We start from the raw sequence: 15282 nt of genomic DNA, 5'->3' as shown, positions 1-15282 counted from the left end.
TAATTACTTTCCTTTTTACAGAATAAATATCACTATTCTTTTCAAGCTTTGAGGTAAACTCCTTAACATCTCAATTATCATTAAACCTAACTTCTTTTTTATCTTTACCCATAATAATACTCTTATTTTAATACTGTATCTTTTAAAATATTCGTACCACGTAAAAATTCTTCTATATTCAAAGCTTTTTTACTCTCTTGCTGAAGTTTTTTCACTCGTAATATACCGCTGCCACAAGCTATTTCCAGCTTATCGCTAATCACGGTACCAGAAGTAAAGTGATGATCTGCATTTAAATATTCTGCTTCAAGGATTTTAATTATTTTATCATTATAACTAAAATATGCTCCGGGCCAAGGATTCATGCCCCTTATTTTACAATCTATTTTATATGCGGATTCATGCCAATTAATTTTTCCTTCTTCTTTAGTCAATTTATAAGCATATGTAACACCGTCACTTGACTGTTTTATTGGTACTATATTATCGATATGTGCAAGTGTTTTAATTAATAACTCCGCTCCAAGATTTGCACATTTGTTATGCAATTCTTCCAATGTTGTTCTTTCTTCTAAATCAAAATCTTCTTTCATCAATATATCACCTGTATCAAGCCCTGTATCCATACGCATAATACATACACTACTTTTCCGGTCACCCTCTATAATAGTACGCTGCAGAGGAGCCGCTCCTCTGTGACGAGGTAAATCGGATGGATGGATATTAAGACAGCCGTATTTCTTAGCTTTTAATATAGCTCTCGGCACAACAAAACCATATGCAATAACAACTATAATATCAGCATTAACTTTATTAATTAGATTTATTATTTCATCATTACGAAGAGTAGCAGGAGTATAAACAGGAATTTGATGCTCAAATGCTAATTGATGTATTGGAGATTTAGCTAAGTTAAGTCCTCTGCCCTTAGCTTTAGGTTGCTGTGTAAAAACAGCTTTAACTTCGTGATGAGTTATAAGTTTTTTAAGAGCGGGAACAGCGAATTCAGGTGTTCCCATAAAGATTACTTTCACACTATATTATTTTTGAGTTTCTTAAGCTTACGAAGTACTACATCTCGTTTTAAATTACTTAAATAATCAATCATAAGCTTACCTTCTAAATGATCATACTCATGCTGGATAACTCTTGCAAGCCAATCATTTGCTTTAAGCTCTTGCGATTTACCATGATAGTCTAAATACCGAATCTTTATAGATTCCGGTCTTGCCACCTCAATACGTTGCTCCGGTAATGAGATACAACCTTCGTTAGCCGTAACTAGCTCTTCTGATTTTTCTATTATTTCAGGATTCACTATAAAAAGCGGATAAAAATCTTTTGGTCTTGCTACCGAATCATGATCTTTTATATCAATTACTAAAATACGTTTCAATACCCCTACTTGTACTGCTGCAAGCCCTGCACCGTCTTCATGGTACATAGTTTTAAGCATATCATCCATAAATTTTCGTGTTTGATCGGTAAACTCTAAAACCGGCTGAGATTTCTGCTTTAATCTTTCATCAGGTGCCGTTACTATCGGTAATATTGACATAATTAAATCTTAATATTTCATTTTAATATACCATAAAATCACCAAAATGTAAAGAAAGCAAACCTGCCTAATTCCGGCAATAGTTGCATAATAAACTCACCTATTTGCAATAATTTGTCGAATTAATAATATTTAGTAAAAATAATAGTAAATATCAGATAATATGTCAATAAATAAGGCTTGCATAAAATTAAGGAGGAATAATAATGCATTGGGGTGATATTGAAGAAATTGCCGAACAACTCGAAGAACATTGTAGCGATCAGTATAATGAAAAAAAAATTTCATTATTAAAGCTAGAGAAACTGATTAGAGATTTAAAGGACTTTGAAGATGGAGAGAAAAAAGTCGGAGAAGTTACATTAGAAGAAATTTTAGACAAATGGGAAGAATTACGTGAAGAAATTAGAGAAATCGATTAAGTAGCTTTTGAGTTATTTTCAGATATTTATAAATTAACTTTATAACAATACATTATAATCAATAAAAATATAGCGACTACCTGAAAAAAAACTCTTAAAGTCATTAACTTTGAACTAAATTTCTTATCAAACTTTCCTCCGATAGCCATCGACACTATCCCTATAATAAGAACCGCAACGGTTAAACCAATCGCAATTAATAACCACATCATAATTTATTACCAATATATTACTTTCCACACAAAGATTATATGCTTTTTTCTTTTAAATCAATTATCTAATATTTGAGATTTAGTTAAAAATTTCACTAATTCTTCGTAAAAAATAATAATTCAAGACACACAAATATCTAACTTATCAAATTATAGATAATTCAACAATTACTTTAAAAGAAAAAGAGATATTAGGCTCTTGCGTTCTTATTAATTTTTGCTCAAAAATATCTAAAAAATACAAATAATTTAATTTTCTGCACGCACGAACCTAGAGTATTTTGCGAAACCTCGTCCTATTGCTAAAATATTTATTAATGCTCGCGGTGGGACATGACTTGCGCCATGCAAATTTGCTTAAATTAAGCTTTCTGAGTTACACTATATATATTATCTATCCGTTTAACAAAAGCACCATTTCCTAAAACATTAGCACAAGTGATCACAGGATCAAATAAGATATAAAGAGCTGTAATCAGAAACATCATATTAGTATTAAAACCTAGATATTGTTCAAGTATAGGGAGCATTACAATAATTCCGTCACCTGGTATAGCTGCTACTGAAAATTTTGCCAATACAAAATAAAAAGTAAAAATAATTAAATAAAGTAGGTTCAGCTAATCCATAACTTTTTAGTATAGCATAAGCCAAAATCGGTATGGCAAAACAATCGCCAACAAGATGAATATTGACTGTTATTGGTACAAATGGTATGAACGAGCGCTTGATTATTTTTATTATTTTCCGCTCCTATTATACTAAGTGGCATATTTACAACACTAGACATTGCACTAAATCCACTTATAGACGCTGGCATCCATCATATTACTAAGGCTAGATATGAATTCCTTAACTCGACAGTTACTTAAAATAAGCAAGACAGATATAACCAAACTGAGCAAATGCGATCGTCACAAAAATGAACATATAATCTTTAATAATTATATCTAATACTTCATCAAACTGTAGTTTTACGATAAAGCCCATTATAAATAAGGAAATTATATAGATAAACAATCGCAATATTTTTGCAACAAATGCTTCTAGCTTACAAGCCAATCCAATTGCAACTTCAGCACATAATTTTGAGGGAATAAAGCCTAAGATAATACTACTAAATACGATTTTATCATTAGAAATAATATTAGAGAAATTAAGCAACCATAACGGCTTTAAGCTATCATTTTCTATAGGAGGGATCATTGATCAATCGAATTGATATATGTATATACCTACATAATGACTTATGAAGGTAGAACAACATTAGACCCACATACTATTTGTACTTCTAAACTCCTTAGTGGATTTAATCATATGATAGCTATGATAATAGCCATTAAAATTAAGTGGCATTTTACGCAACATAAAACTTACCTAATAATAATTAGTTAATTTAAATAGATGGATATAATTAAAAGAAAGATATAGAGATATTGTTACCGGCTTAGACCGGTTGTAGTAGTAAAAAAAAGACTAAAAGTTAATATTTGCATATTCATAAATTCAATCTATAGTTGTTATAGAGAGAAAAATTAATGTGCAATACTTTTCTAGAAGTTCTCTGGGGGGTATTGTTAACTAAAAGCAGATCAATTAATAAATTAACGTCATTGCGAGGAAAATTACAAAGTAATTTGTACGTCCGCACTCTCAGGAGTTTTATTATTTCATGAGATTGCCACGTAGCCTACGGCTGCTCGCAAGACATTGTTGCGTGAAGCAATTTCACCTCTGTCATCCCGTGGCTTAACCACGGGGTGACACAGTGGGTTTTACCGATCCACGCAACAATACCTCCTTGCAATGACGACTTAGGTATCTACGAAAAATGCTTGCGCAAGAATGACATCGAGAGCTTTTTAAGAGCTATGCGGGAATAACAACGCCTCAGCCCTTATACCTCTTCAGATTGCTCTAATCCCTCTTCCTCTAACTCACTATCTTCTTCACTTTCAGAAGTTTCAGCAATTAAAGAGACAGATACGACTTTTTCACCATCATCTAGCTTAAATAGGATTACGCCGCTAGTGTTACGTCCCGTAATACGTACTGACTTAAGTTTACAGCGAATTAACTTGCCACTATTGGTAATCAGCATTAACTCATCATCCATTTTAACTGGCATAACACCGACGACTAAACCAGTTTTGTCGTTAATATCCATATTGATTATACCGCTACCGCCACGGTCAGTAATTCTATAGCCATAAGCTGAGCTTCTCTTACCAAAACCGTTCTCAGTTACGGTTAAAATGAATTCTTCGGAATTTGCCATTTCCAAAATAGCCGGGGCAGTTAAGCTTACGCCAAGTTCTTCAGGATTAAACGCCTTACCTTTAGCAATCTCTAATCTCTGCTCCCACGGCACGGATAAATAAGCATCTCTATCCTCTTTTGTACTACTAATACCTTTAAGCACAGTCATAGAAATTACGGAATCCTCTTTGGCAAGCTTCATACCTCGTACCCCATCGGAAGTACGGCTCTTAATAACACGCAGCGATTCAACAGGGAATCTTAAAGCTTTACCAGCTTTGGTAGCAAGTAAAATATGCTCGTCTTCTTTACATAGTTTTACGTCTATTAATTTATCGTCCTCATCAAGCCTAATAGCAATTTTACCGTTCGACTGAAGCTTTTTGAAATCTAATAAATCGCTTCTTCTGATATTACCCTTGGCAGTTGCGAACATAATGTTTAAATTATCCCTCTCATCCTGATTTTCAGGTAGCGGCATAATATTCGTAATATGCTCATTTGCTTTCAACGGTAATATATTAACCATCGGTCTACCCTTACCTTGTGGATTACTTAAAGGCAATTTATACAGTTTTAAACTATAAACCTGACCGATATTTGAGAAAAACAACATAGGAGTATGGGTACTACCAACAAAAACTTGCGTGGTAATATCTTCATCACGCATTGAAAGCCCTGATCTTCCTTTACCGCCACGTTTTTGCGCACGATAGCTACTTAGAGGTACACGCTTGATATACCCGCCAAGCGTTACGGTTACAACCATTTCTTCACGCTGAATTAAATCTTCTATATCTTGATCAAATTCGCCGAATTCAATTGAAGTAAGACGAGGAGTCGCAAATTCTTCTTTAACTTTAATGAGCTCTTCCTTTAAAACTTCAAGTAACCTTGTACGAGAGCCGAGTATATTAAGATATTCGGTGATCTCCGTAGTGAGGTTCTTTAAATCCTCTTCAAGCTTGTTTTTCTCCATAGTGGTCAGGCGTTGCAATCTCATTTCTAAGATTGCCTTAGCTTGCACTTCGGTAAAGTTACATGTACCCTGCTCGTTTAACATTGCTTTATCATCAACCAACTTTACAAGAGGTAGGATATTTAATGCTTCCCACTGACGAGCCATTAATTCTTGTTTAGCTGCATTCGGGTCATTTGAAGCTTTAATAATACGTATTATTTCATCGATATTACTAACGGCAATAGTTAGTCCTAGTAAAATATGAGCTCTATCTCTTGCTTTATTGAGTAAATATATAGTACGGTTAGTAATTACTACTTCCCTAAAACTAACGAAAGCTGCAATTACTTCTTTCAAATTCATCACTTTCGGTAGCCCGTCTTTAAGAGCAAGCATAATAACACCGAAGCTAGTTTGTAGCTGCGTACATGCGTATATTTGATTTAAGACTACTTCAGCAACTACGTCTTTCTTTAACTCAATAAAAATCCTTACACCGTTTTTATTCGATTCATCACGTAAATCACTTATACCTTCTATACGCTTTTCCTTAACCATTTCAGCGATTTTCTCAACGAGCCTTGCCTTATTTACCATATACGGTATTTCGGTAATAATAATTGCTTGACGGCTATTACCGATATTCTCAATCTCGGCTCGACCCCGTATAATAATACTACCTCTACCGGTAAGATATGCCGATCTAATACCGCTAATGCCTAAAACCATTGAACCTGTAGGAAAATCTGGTCCTTTAACGACCTCAAGTAAATCTAATATTTCTATATCGTTATTATCTATATATAAACAGCACGCATCGATAACCTCACCAAGATTATGAGGCGGGATATTAGTTGCCATACCGACCGCAATGCCTCCGCTACCGTTCACCAATAAATTGGGAAACATTGCAGGAAGTACGGAAGGCTCTTCTTCAGAACCATCGTAATTAGGGTTAAAGCTGACAGTCTCTTTATCGATATCCTCTACGAGCTTATGCGAAACTTTGGCCATTCGAGATTCGGTATATCGCATTGCTGCCGCCGCATCACCATCCATCGAGCCGAAATTACCCTGCCCATCTACAAGCGGTAAACGCAAGGAAAAATCTTGTGCCATACGTACTAACGCGTCGTAAATAGCACTATCGCCGTGCGGATGGTATTTACCCATCACGTCACCGACTATTCTAGCGGATTTTCTATAAGGTTTACTACCATGATTACCGGCTTCATACATGGAATAGATAATTCGGCGATGTACCGGCTTTAAGCCGTCCCGAACATCTGGTATAGCTCTACTTACTATAACACTCATAGCATAATCAAGATAAGATACTTTCATCTCATCTTCGATATTTACCGGTACTAAATTAGAAGAAGATTTATCAGTCACGATTACTTAGCCTTAAATTTAATGAATTATATTTAATAATAGAGCCATAATAAATTTCTTTCAAGGATTGCTTTTATTTATAATCGTGGCATTGTTTCTAAGTTACCGATGTCGTTGCTGCGGGGCATTGTTGCGTGGATGCCGATGTCATTCCTACGAAAGCAGGCATCTAGTTTTTTAAGCAAATTATATACTAAATTTTTATGTAATTTTCTTTGTTTTATCATTTTTTACTGGATTTCCACTTTCGTGGGAATGACATAAATGAGCCATACAACAAGGCCTTTAGTTGCTTACAATGACGACATCAACCGTTTCTAAACAATAACATAATCGTAAGAGTTAACAAACTTTTTATATATTAGAATTATTTTATACTTTCTAAATATAATGAACGCGGCTCTATTCTTGTTATCTCATCTACCGTTACCTGTTCTTCTAACCTTTGTTTAAACTTAGATCTTAGTTTTTCTAAATCTTTATTTTTCTTAGAGAACGGTAATATTTTAGATAATAATTTATTATCTTTGTTGAACATGTAGGTGCTCCCGTGATTAAACTTAAATTGCTCAAGTTTTAACCACCGAAGATTTTAACTTCGGGTGGTTGGGACGTTCAAAGAACCGTCATAGAACAGTTATAATAGCTTTTAGGTTTAAAGCTTACACTTTAAACCCTATAGCTACTATCGCCCCAACCATGCAGTCGAGGATTATACCATTTATACGGCTGATAATACCACTTAGGATAGAGACTTTGACACCCCGAAATAACGTCACCGCTATTCTTGCAAGAAATTTTAGCCAATTTTTTGAAATATCAATTAGCTATCCATGTCATTCCTGCGTGGATCAGTTTTTGCGTCATTGCGAGGAAATTACAAAGTAATTGACGAAGCAATCTTGAGAAGAATTCCTGAGATTGCCACGCTCACTAACGTTCGCTCGCAATGACGACTTGATATCCACGCAACAAAACCTCCGCGGGAATGACATCGAGCTGGTTTTACCAAACCACTTAACAAAGCTTGTAGTTGATATAATGATAAATTTTAAGAATGTTCCTCTTCTTGCTGTTTATACCAAAGTTCAGCATAATAGCATTTGTGCTGTAGCAAGGTTTTATGGTTGCCCCGCTCAACTATATAACCGTTATCTAAAACGATAATCTCATCTGCATCGATAATAGTTGAGAGTCTATGGGCAATGATAAGGGTAGTATGGTGAGCCGAGATCTCTTTAAGGCTTGCTTGAATTAGCTTTTCAGTTTTAGTATCAAGCGAACTTGTTGCCTCATCAAAAACATATATTGCTGGATTTTTTAAGATAGTTCTTGCAATTGCAATGCGCTGTTTCTCACCGCCCGAAAGCTTTAAGCCTCTCTCGCCTACCTGCGTCTCATACCCTTCGGGTAACGTGCTAATAAACTCATGAATATGAGCATTTTTTGAGGCTGCTATAACTTCATCGTAGCTTGCTGCATTATTACCGTATGCGATGTTGTAATATATCGTATCGTTAAACAGTACCGTATCTTGCGGGACAATTCCAATAGATTTACGCAGCGATTGTTGCGTGACTTCTCTTATATCCTGACCATCAATAGTAATATTGCCGCTATTAATATCGTAAAACCTAAAAAGCAAGCGTGATATCGTCGATTTCCCTGCCCCGCTACTACCGACTACTGCTAAAGTTTTACCGCTCTTAATCGTAAAACTTATATTATGTAAAATCGGACGTTCCTGATTATAAGCAAAGCTAACATTATCGAAACTAACCTCACCTTTTAAGATAATTAGCTCCTTAGCGTTCAAAACATCCTCCACTTCTGCCGGTATATCAAGCAGCTTAAACATATCTTCTATACTAACTAGAGCGTTTTTAATTTCTCTATAAGCAAAGCCAAGTATTGAAAGCGGAATTGATAGCTGAAATAGATAAGTATTAACCATTATTAAATCGCCGACGGTCATTTTATTTTGGTTAATAGCATTTGCTGAAAGTATCATAAGGCTCACAAGCCCTAAGGATATTATAACATCCTGCCCGATATTTAAAATCGATAGGCTGTTAGTAGTTTTAGTAGCTGATTTTTCATAAGTTTGTAAAGCCTCATTAAACTTTATCGCCTCATATTCTTCATTACCGAAATATTTAACGGTCTCAAAATTCAGTAAACTATCGATTGCTCTACTATTGGCGGTATTATCGCTTTGGTTCATTTCCCTTGCAAAAGAAATACGCCAAGTACTGATTAGGCAAGTATAACCAACATAAACTATCATTGTTATTAAAATAGTTACGGCAAACCAAATACCGTAAACATACCATAACATCCCGCTTACTAATATAATTTCTACGCTTGTCGGGAAAATATTAAATAACGAATACCGCAGTACCGCTTCAATACCTTTAGTACCACGCTCTATTGACCTACTTAAGCCCCCTGTTTTTCTAGTAATGTGAAAACGCATACTTAAATTATGCATGTACTTAAAGACATTTAGAGCAACTAAGCGAGTTGCTTGATACCCTACTTTTGAAAAAATGATATTTCGTAATTCACTGAAAATTTGAACAAGTATTTTTGTTCCGCCATATGCAACAATAATCCCGATAATAACCGAAAGAGCAAAGTTTTTATTTAGCCCATCTTTATTTAGCCCATCTATTATATATTTATAAACAATAGGAACGAAAATATTTATTACTCTAGCTATGACTAGACAAATAAGAGAGGTAACAATACGCAGGCGTATATCAAAATCCTTCGACCATAAATACGGCAGAAGTAGATAGAATGAATTTTTGTGAGTTTTGTTTTTAGACATTTTGAAGTTTTTGTAGTTTTCAGCATCATTGCGAGCGGGCATTGCTCGCGTGGATACTAAATCGTCATTACGAACGACCGTAGGGAGCTTGGCAATCTCATGAAATAATAACAAACTCCTTAGATTGCTTCGTCAATTACTTCGTAATTTCCTCGCAATGACGTTTTTATTAATTAAGCTCCGGCAGCAGGTGAAGTCTTCTTTGGCTGATTTTCTAACAGCTTATCTAGCCTCCCCTCTTTTTCAAGATCAAACAGAGCATCACAACCGCCAATATGCATATTATCTATAAATATCTGCGGGACGGTCTTTTTTCCACCGGATTTCTTAATAAATTTTTCTTTCTCTTCCTGAGTAAAATTACTTACTTCAATTTCCTCATACGCAACATTTTTCTTATCAAGCAATGCTTTAGCTTTTATACAATAAGGACAACTAGCGAGAGTATAAATAATAATTGTGTGTAATACTACTTTATTCATAATGTTATATTTTTTTGTTAGATTTTAATATATTATCTTAAACTATAGTTTTTAAAGCAAGTAAAAATGCATGAATAATTTTTCTATTATCTCAGAATATAAACCAGCAGGCGATCAACCAAAAGCAATAGATGAAATTATAGCAGGTTTAAGTAGCAAAAAACGCTCACAAATGTTGCTTGGTATTACGGGATCAGGCAAAACCTTTACTATGGCAAATATTATAGAGAGAACTAATCGTCCTACTCTTATTATGGCTCATAATAAAACTTTAGCTGCCCAAATCTATTCAGAGATGAAATCACTTTTTCCAAAGAATGCCGTTGAATACTTTGTCTCATATTATGATTATTACCAGCCCGAAGCTTATATAGCACGCACCGATACTTTTATAGAAAAAGACTCAGCCATTAACGAACAGATTGATTTAATGCGTCATTCCGCTACAAGATCGCTATTAGAGCGTCGTGACGTTATAGTAGTTTCTTCCGTTTCCTGTATTTACGGGCTTGGCTCGCCCGATTTATATTACCAAATGATGGTTAATCTAGAGCCTGGTCAAAGCTACCCTCGTGATCAGCTACTAAACGATTTGATAAATCTACAATATGTGCGTAACGATATCGGATTTGAGCGTGGCTGTTTTAGAGTTAAAGGCGACAACATCGATATTTTCCCCTCACATTACAGCGATAAAGCTTGGCGTTTATCGTTTTTCGGTCATGAACTCGAATATATCTATGAATTTGATCCCCTAACCGGTGAAAAACTTGCTAAGCTCGATAAAGCTATGGTTTTTGGTAATTCACATTTTGTGATGCCTCAAGAAACGGTCAATCATGCCATATCAGGTATTGAAGAAGAATTACAAAAACGCTTAGAGTTTTTAAAGTCACAAGACAAACCACTTGAAACTCAAAGGCTAAATCAACGTACTCAATATGATCTTGAAATGTTAACGGAAACCGGCAGCTGTAAAGGCGTTGAAAACTACTCTCGCTTTTTCACAGGACGTAATGCCGGTGAGCCGCCTCCTACATTATTCGAATACCTACCAGAAGATGCATTATTATTTGTTGATGAAAGCCATGTATCCATACCGCAAATTAGAGCAATGTATAACGGCGATCGAGCAAGGAAAGAAGTTTTGGTAGAGCATGGGTTTCGTCTACCCTCTGCACTTGATAACAGACCTTTAAAATTTGAAGAATGGGACAAATTTAGACCACAAACTGTGTTTGTATCTGCAACTCCAGGACCGTTCGAGTTAGAAGCAACCGGCGGCACGGTTGTAGAATTGATTATCAGACCTACGGGGCTGCTTGATCCTGAATGTATTATCAAACCCGCTACTAACCAAGTTGAGGATTTAATTAGCGAAATTCAAAACACTATCGCTCAAGGTTTTCGTGTTCTAGTCACCACCTTAACTAAAAAAATGGCAGAAGATTTAACCGCCTATTTGCAGGAGCTAAAATATAAAACTTCTCATTTACATTCTAACGTTCATACTCTAGAGCGTATAGAAATTTTACGAGATTTAAGACAAGGTACTATTGATATTTTAGTCGGTATTAATCTATTAAGGGAGGGGCTTGACCTCCCTGAATGCGGCTTAGTTGCTATACTTGATGCAGACAAAGAGGGTTTTTTGCGGTCGGAAGTATCGTTAATACAAACAATAGGAAGGGCTGCAAGAAATAGCGCGGGTAGAGTTATACTTTATGCCGATAAAATGACTAAATCTATCGACAAAGCCGTTAGTGAAACGTTGCGTAGAAGACAAATTCAGCAGGAATATAATGAAAAACACGGCATAATTCCAAAAACCATCAACCGTGCTATTCACGCTTTAGCAGAATTTGAGAAAATCGATAGTAAGCTTGATAAAAAACAAACTCATACTTTATTTGATAATCCTACTAAGCTAAAAATCCATATTGATAAATTAAAGAAAGAAATGCTTAAAGCCGCAAGTAATCTTGAATTTGAACACGCCGCAAAACTTCGTGATCAGCTAAAAACTCTAGAAGAGGCAGCACTCGAGTTGAGTTAATGGTGTGCGTTGTGGATACCAAAATCGTCATTGCGAGGCAAAACTGTAAATTTTGACGCAGCAATCTCAGGAGTTTGTTATTATTTCATGAGATTGCCACGCAAGGCCTATGGCTGCAATGACGATTCAGTGTCCACACAGGCAATACCATTAACAACACCTAAAACTCCTACGATGATACGGTGATAAGCCGTGTATATTAATAGCTTCAATATGTTCTTTGGTACCATAGCCGGAATTTTTGTGCCATAAATATTGGGGGAATTCAGCACTTAAGTCTCGCATCAAACGATCCCTAGTAACTTTTGCAACAATAGAAGCCGCAGCAATCGATAATGATAAATTATCACCGTTAATTATACTGACAAATCTTTCATCCTTAAACTGCATATTACCGTCAACTAACACTATTTCTGGCTCAAGGCTCAGATTTGCCACAGCAATAGAACAAGCTTTTTTCGTTGCCTCTAATATATTAATATCATCAATTTCGGTATGAGAAATAATAGCAGTTGCCCAAACATAATTACTAGTGATTTGTTCATATAGTAATTCTCTTTTCTTTTTGGAAAGCTTTTTAGAATCTTTAATGCCCGTTATAATATTGGCGTTATCTATTATAACGGCACTTGCTACTACCGGACCTGCGAGCGGTCCTCTACCTGCTTCATCTATACCTGCCACAATACAGTTATGATATTTTTTTTCAAAATGTAATAGATCTACTTCCATAATTGTATTTTTTTAATTTTTGATATATGATAGAGCAGTTTAGAATTACAAAAAAGGAAAAGTGCAAAATTATTTTCAATTATTAGGACTTCCACAAGAGTATAATATTAATTTAAAGATATTAGAAAAGCAATATTTTGCTATGCAGATAAAATATCATCCCGATAAAGCAAAAACTTTGCAGGAAAAGGAACAAAATCTAATTACTGCGGCTGAATTAAATAACGCTTACTCTACTCTTAAAGATGCATTAAAGCGTGCTGAATATATGCTGCTTTTGCAAAATATAAATTTGAATGACGAAAAAACACGTAGTTTACTTTCGCCGATAGAATTAAGCATATTCTGGGATGAAATGGAAATAATCGAAAATACTACCTTATTTAGTGATTTAGAAAAAATAAAAGACAAATATGAATTAATGAAAAAGCTTGAAATTGATTCTTTAAAACAAGCTTTTGAAGAACAAAATCTATCAGACGCAACTATAAAAACTAGCAAGCTTAAATATATTGGGACATTGCTGCATAAACTGCAAGAAAAAATAAAATCATGCAAATAATAGAAATTAGGGAACCGGAGCAAGCTGATTTTCAGCAAGAACGACAAATAGCAGTCGGTATCGATTTTGGCACTACTAACTCATTAATAGCTATTGCAGCTAATAGAAAAGTTAAAGTTATCAAATCTATAGATGATAAAGAATTAATCCCAACTACTATAGATTTTACAAGTAACAATTTTACTATAGGTAATAATAAAGGACTGCGTTCTATTAAAAGACTATTCGGTAAAACATTTAAAGAAATTCTAAATACTCCGGCACTTTTTTCGTTAGTTAAAGATTATCTAGATGTAAATAGTAGTGAGCTTAAGCTAAATTTTGCAAATAAACAACTGAGAGTCTCTGAAATTGCAGCAGAAGTTTTTATTTACCTAAAAAATCAAGCAGAAGAACAATTAAAGACTAATCTAACTAAAGCAGTAATAACAGTACCTGCACATTTTAACGATGCAGCAAGAGGCGAAGTAATGCTTGCGGCTAAAATAGCAGGTTTTGAAGTATTAAGGCTAATTGCCGAACCTACTGCAGCTGCCTATGCTTACGGCTTAAACAAAAATCAAAAAGGCTGTTATTTAGTATATGACCTAGGCGGCGGCACTTTTGACGTATCTATTCTTAATATACAAGAAGGTATTTTTCAAGTTATAGCAACAAACGGCGATAATATGCTTGGTGGCAACGATATAGATGTAGTAATTACACAATATCTTTGCAATAAATTTGATTTACCTAATTCTATAGATACTTTACAACTTGCAAAAAAAGTAAAAGAAACTTTAACATATAAAGATAGTTTTCATAATGATAATGTATCAATTAATAAACAAACATTAGAGCAATTAATTTTACCTTTAGTAGCACGTACTATCAATATAGCTCAAGAGTGTTTAGAACAAGCAGGAAATCCAAATATAGACGGAGTTATTTTAGTAGGGGGGGCGACCCGCATGCCTTTAATAAAAGACGAATTATATAAAGCATTTAAAATAGATATTCTATCAGATATCGATCCTGATAAAGCAGTTGTATGGGGGGCTGCATTACAAGCGGAAAATTTAATAGCACCCCATACAAATTCATTATTGATTGATGTCACACCTTTATCACTGGGTATGGAATTATATGGCGGTATAGTTGAAAAAATCATCATGCATAATACTCCGATTCCTATTTCGGTAGTAAAAGAATTTACGACTTATGTCGACAATCAAACCGGTATACAATTTCATATATTGCAAGGTGAACGTGAAATGGCTGCCGATTGCCGCAGTTTAGCCCGATTTGAGTTAAAGGGACTTCCTCCTATGAAAGCAGGATATATTAGAGCCGAAGTTACTTTTGCTATTGACGCAGACGGTATATTATCCGTTTCTGCTTATGAGAAAATCAGTAATACATCACATGCTATAGAAGTAAAGCCAAATCATGGTATTGATAAAACGGAGATTGATATTATGTTAGAAAATGCGTATAAAAATGCTAAAATAGATTATAATACAAGATTATTACAAGAAGCAGTAATTGAAGCAGAATCTTTAATCTTTAGCATAGAACGTGCTATAGCGGAATTAACAACTTTATTATCGGAAAGTGAGATATCTATAATTAATTCTTTATTAGATAATATAAAAGAAGCCGCACACGCTAGAGATCGGATCTTAATTAATAATTCTATTAAAGAGTTTAAATCCAAAATAAAAAAATCTATGGATACAAAGTTTAATATAATAATTAATGATTTGCTAAAAGGCAAAAGTATCAATCAAATTAAATAGCCTCAGTTATATATAATCGCACTAATTTAGAT

At 34.6% G+C, this 15282-nt stretch carries 13 protein-coding genes and 2 pseudogenes; 4 read left to right on the top strand and 11 right to left on the bottom strand.

Features of this window, described 5'->3' with window-relative positions; all coding sequences use genetic code 11:
• Positions 1-122: 122 nt before the first annotated feature.
• Entirely contained in the window at positions 123-1034 is a 912-nt protein-coding gene (gene fmt / locus ACPKKV_RS02775; RefSeq protein WP_392506085.1) for a methionyl-tRNA formyltransferase, read from the bottom strand.
• Complete coding sequence (gene def / locus ACPKKV_RS02770) at positions 1031-1558, bottom strand: peptide deformylase (protein ID WP_017443240.1); 528 nt, start codon at positions 1556-1558, stop codon at positions 1031-1033. The genes fmt and def overlap by 4 nt, the downstream gene beginning before the upstream one ends.
• 206 nt (positions 1559-1764) lie before the next feature.
• Between def and iscX the strand changes: the two genes are divergently transcribed.
• Complete coding sequence (iscX, locus tag ACPKKV_RS02765; RefSeq protein WP_392506084.1) at positions 1765-1980, top strand: Fe-S cluster assembly protein IscX; 216 nt, start codon at positions 1765-1767, stop codon at positions 1978-1980.
• 26 nt (positions 1981-2006) lie between these two features.
• Here the strand turns inward: iscX and ACPKKV_RS02760 are convergent, their stop codons facing one another.
• The 8 genes and pseudogenes from ACPKKV_RS02760 to grxC all read right to left on the bottom strand — a co-directional run bounded on the left by ACPKKV_RS02760 (position 2007) and on the right by grxC (position 10122).
• Positions 2007-2192 carry a twin transmembrane helix small protein gene (locus ACPKKV_RS02760; protein WP_392506083.1) on the bottom strand — a complete coding sequence of 62 codons (186 nt, stop codon included), beginning with the start codon at positions 2190-2192 and terminating at the stop codon, positions 2007-2009.
• Positions 2193-2312: 120 nt separating this feature from the next.
• Positions 2313-2455 (bottom strand): annotated as a pseudogene (locus ACPKKV_RS02755) (peptide deformylase).
• A 99-nt stretch (positions 2456-2554) separates the two neighbouring features.
• A pseudogene (locus ACPKKV_RS02750) lies at positions 2555-2846 on the bottom strand (cation:dicarboxylate symporter family transporter).
• Positions 2847-3056: 210 nt separating this feature from the next.
• Positions 3057-3398, bottom strand: coding sequence for a transporter (locus tag ACPKKV_RS02745; RefSeq protein WP_392506082.1), 342 nt, complete (start codon positions 3396-3398; stop codon positions 3057-3059).
• A gap of 691 nt (positions 3399-4089) precedes the next feature.
• Positions 4090-6807, bottom strand: coding sequence for a DNA topoisomerase (ATP-hydrolyzing) subunit A (gyrA, locus tag ACPKKV_RS02740; RefSeq protein ID WP_392506081.1), 2718 nt, complete (start codon positions 6805-6807; stop codon positions 4090-4092).
• 367 nt (positions 6808-7174) lie between these two features.
• Positions 7175-7345 (bottom strand): hypothetical protein, encoded by a 171-nt coding sequence (locus ACPKKV_RS02735; RefSeq protein WP_392506080.1) that lies wholly within the window; start codon positions 7343-7345, stop codon positions 7175-7177.
• Between the two features lie 513 nt (positions 7346-7858).
• On the bottom strand, positions 7859-9640 hold the full coding sequence (locus ACPKKV_RS02730; RefSeq protein ID WP_392506927.1) for an ABCB family ABC transporter ATP-binding protein/permease: 1782 nt from the start codon (positions 9638-9640) through the stop codon (positions 7859-7861).
• A gap of 173 nt (positions 9641-9813) precedes the next feature.
• Positions 9814-10122 carry a glutaredoxin 3 gene (grxC, locus tag ACPKKV_RS02725; protein WP_392506079.1) on the bottom strand — a complete coding sequence of 103 codons (309 nt, stop codon included), beginning with the start codon at positions 10120-10122 and terminating at the stop codon, positions 9814-9816.
• A 70-nt stretch (positions 10123-10192) separates the two neighbouring features.
• On the opposite strand from grxC, the gene uvrB reads away from it, so the two are divergent.
• Positions 10193-12178, top strand: coding sequence for an excinuclease ABC subunit UvrB (gene uvrB / locus ACPKKV_RS02720; protein ID WP_392506078.1), 1986 nt, complete (start codon positions 10193-10195; stop codon positions 12176-12178).
• Positions 12179-12328: 150 nt separating this feature from the next.
• Here the strand turns inward: uvrB and ACPKKV_RS02715 are convergent, their stop codons facing one another.
• The gene (locus ACPKKV_RS02715; protein ID WP_392506077.1) at positions 12329-12910 is read right to left on the bottom strand and encodes a ribonuclease HII; all 582 of its coding nucleotides are present in this window, start codon (positions 12908-12910) and stop codon (positions 12329-12331) included.
• A 61-nt stretch (positions 12911-12971) separates the two neighbouring features.
• Here ACPKKV_RS02715 and hscB point away from each other — a divergent pair, with 61 nt between their 5' ends.
• Positions 12972-13472 carry a Fe-S protein assembly co-chaperone HscB gene (gene hscB / locus ACPKKV_RS02710; protein WP_392506076.1) on the top strand — a complete coding sequence of 167 codons (501 nt, stop codon included), beginning with the start codon at positions 12972-12974 and terminating at the stop codon, positions 13470-13472.
• Positions 13463-15250 carry a Fe-S protein assembly chaperone HscA gene (gene hscA / locus ACPKKV_RS02705; RefSeq protein ID WP_392506075.1) on the top strand — a complete coding sequence of 596 codons (1788 nt, stop codon included), beginning with the start codon at positions 13463-13465 and terminating at the stop codon, positions 15248-15250. Before hscB ends, hscA begins: the two co-directional genes overlap by 10 nt.
• Positions 15251-15282 lie beyond the last annotated feature (32 nt).

Source organism: Rickettsia finnyi (assembly GCF_049668125.1).
Classification (GTDB): domain Bacteria; phylum Pseudomonadota; class Alphaproteobacteria; order Rickettsiales; family Rickettsiaceae; genus Rickettsia; species Rickettsia kotlanii.
This window is presented reverse-complemented; position numbering and strand designations above follow the sequence as displayed.

Bases quoted from the DNA above. Each gene is read 5' to 3' on its own strand.
- grxC (WP_392506079.1), bottom strand. From the start codon at position 10,122: ATGAATAAAGTAGTATTACACACAATTATTATTTATACTCTCGCTAGT.
- ACPKKV_RS02735 (WP_392506080.1), bottom strand. From the start codon at position 7,345: ATGTTCAACAAAGATAATAAATTATTATCTAAAATATTACCGTTCTCT.
- ACPKKV_RS02715 (WP_392506077.1), bottom strand. From the start codon at position 12,910: ATGGAAGTAGATCTATTACATTTTGAAAAAAAATATCATAACTGTATT.
- def (WP_017443240.1), bottom strand. From the start codon at position 1,558: ATGTCAATATTACCGATAGTAACGGCACCTGATGAAAGATTAAAGCAG.
- ACPKKV_RS02745 (WP_392506082.1), bottom strand. From the start codon at position 3,398: ATGATCCCTCCTATAGAAAATGATAGCTTAAAGCCGTTATGGTTGCTT.
- ACPKKV_RS02730 (WP_392506927.1), bottom strand. From the start codon at position 9,640: ATGTCTAAAAACAAAACTCACAAAAATTCATTCTATCTACTTCTGCCG.
- uvrB (WP_392506078.1), top strand. From the start codon at position 10,193: ATGAATAATTTTTCTATTATCTCAGAATATAAACCAGCAGGCGATCAA.
- ACPKKV_RS02760 (WP_392506083.1), bottom strand. From the start codon at position 2,192: ATGATGTGGTTATTAATTGCGATTGGTTTAACCGTTGCGGTTCTTATT.
- iscX (WP_392506084.1), top strand. From the start codon at position 1,765: ATGCATTGGGGTGATATTGAAGAAATTGCCGAACAACTCGAAGAACAT.
- hscA (WP_392506075.1), top strand. From the start codon at position 13,463: ATGCAAATAATAGAAATTAGGGAACCGGAGCAAGCTGATTTTCAGCAA.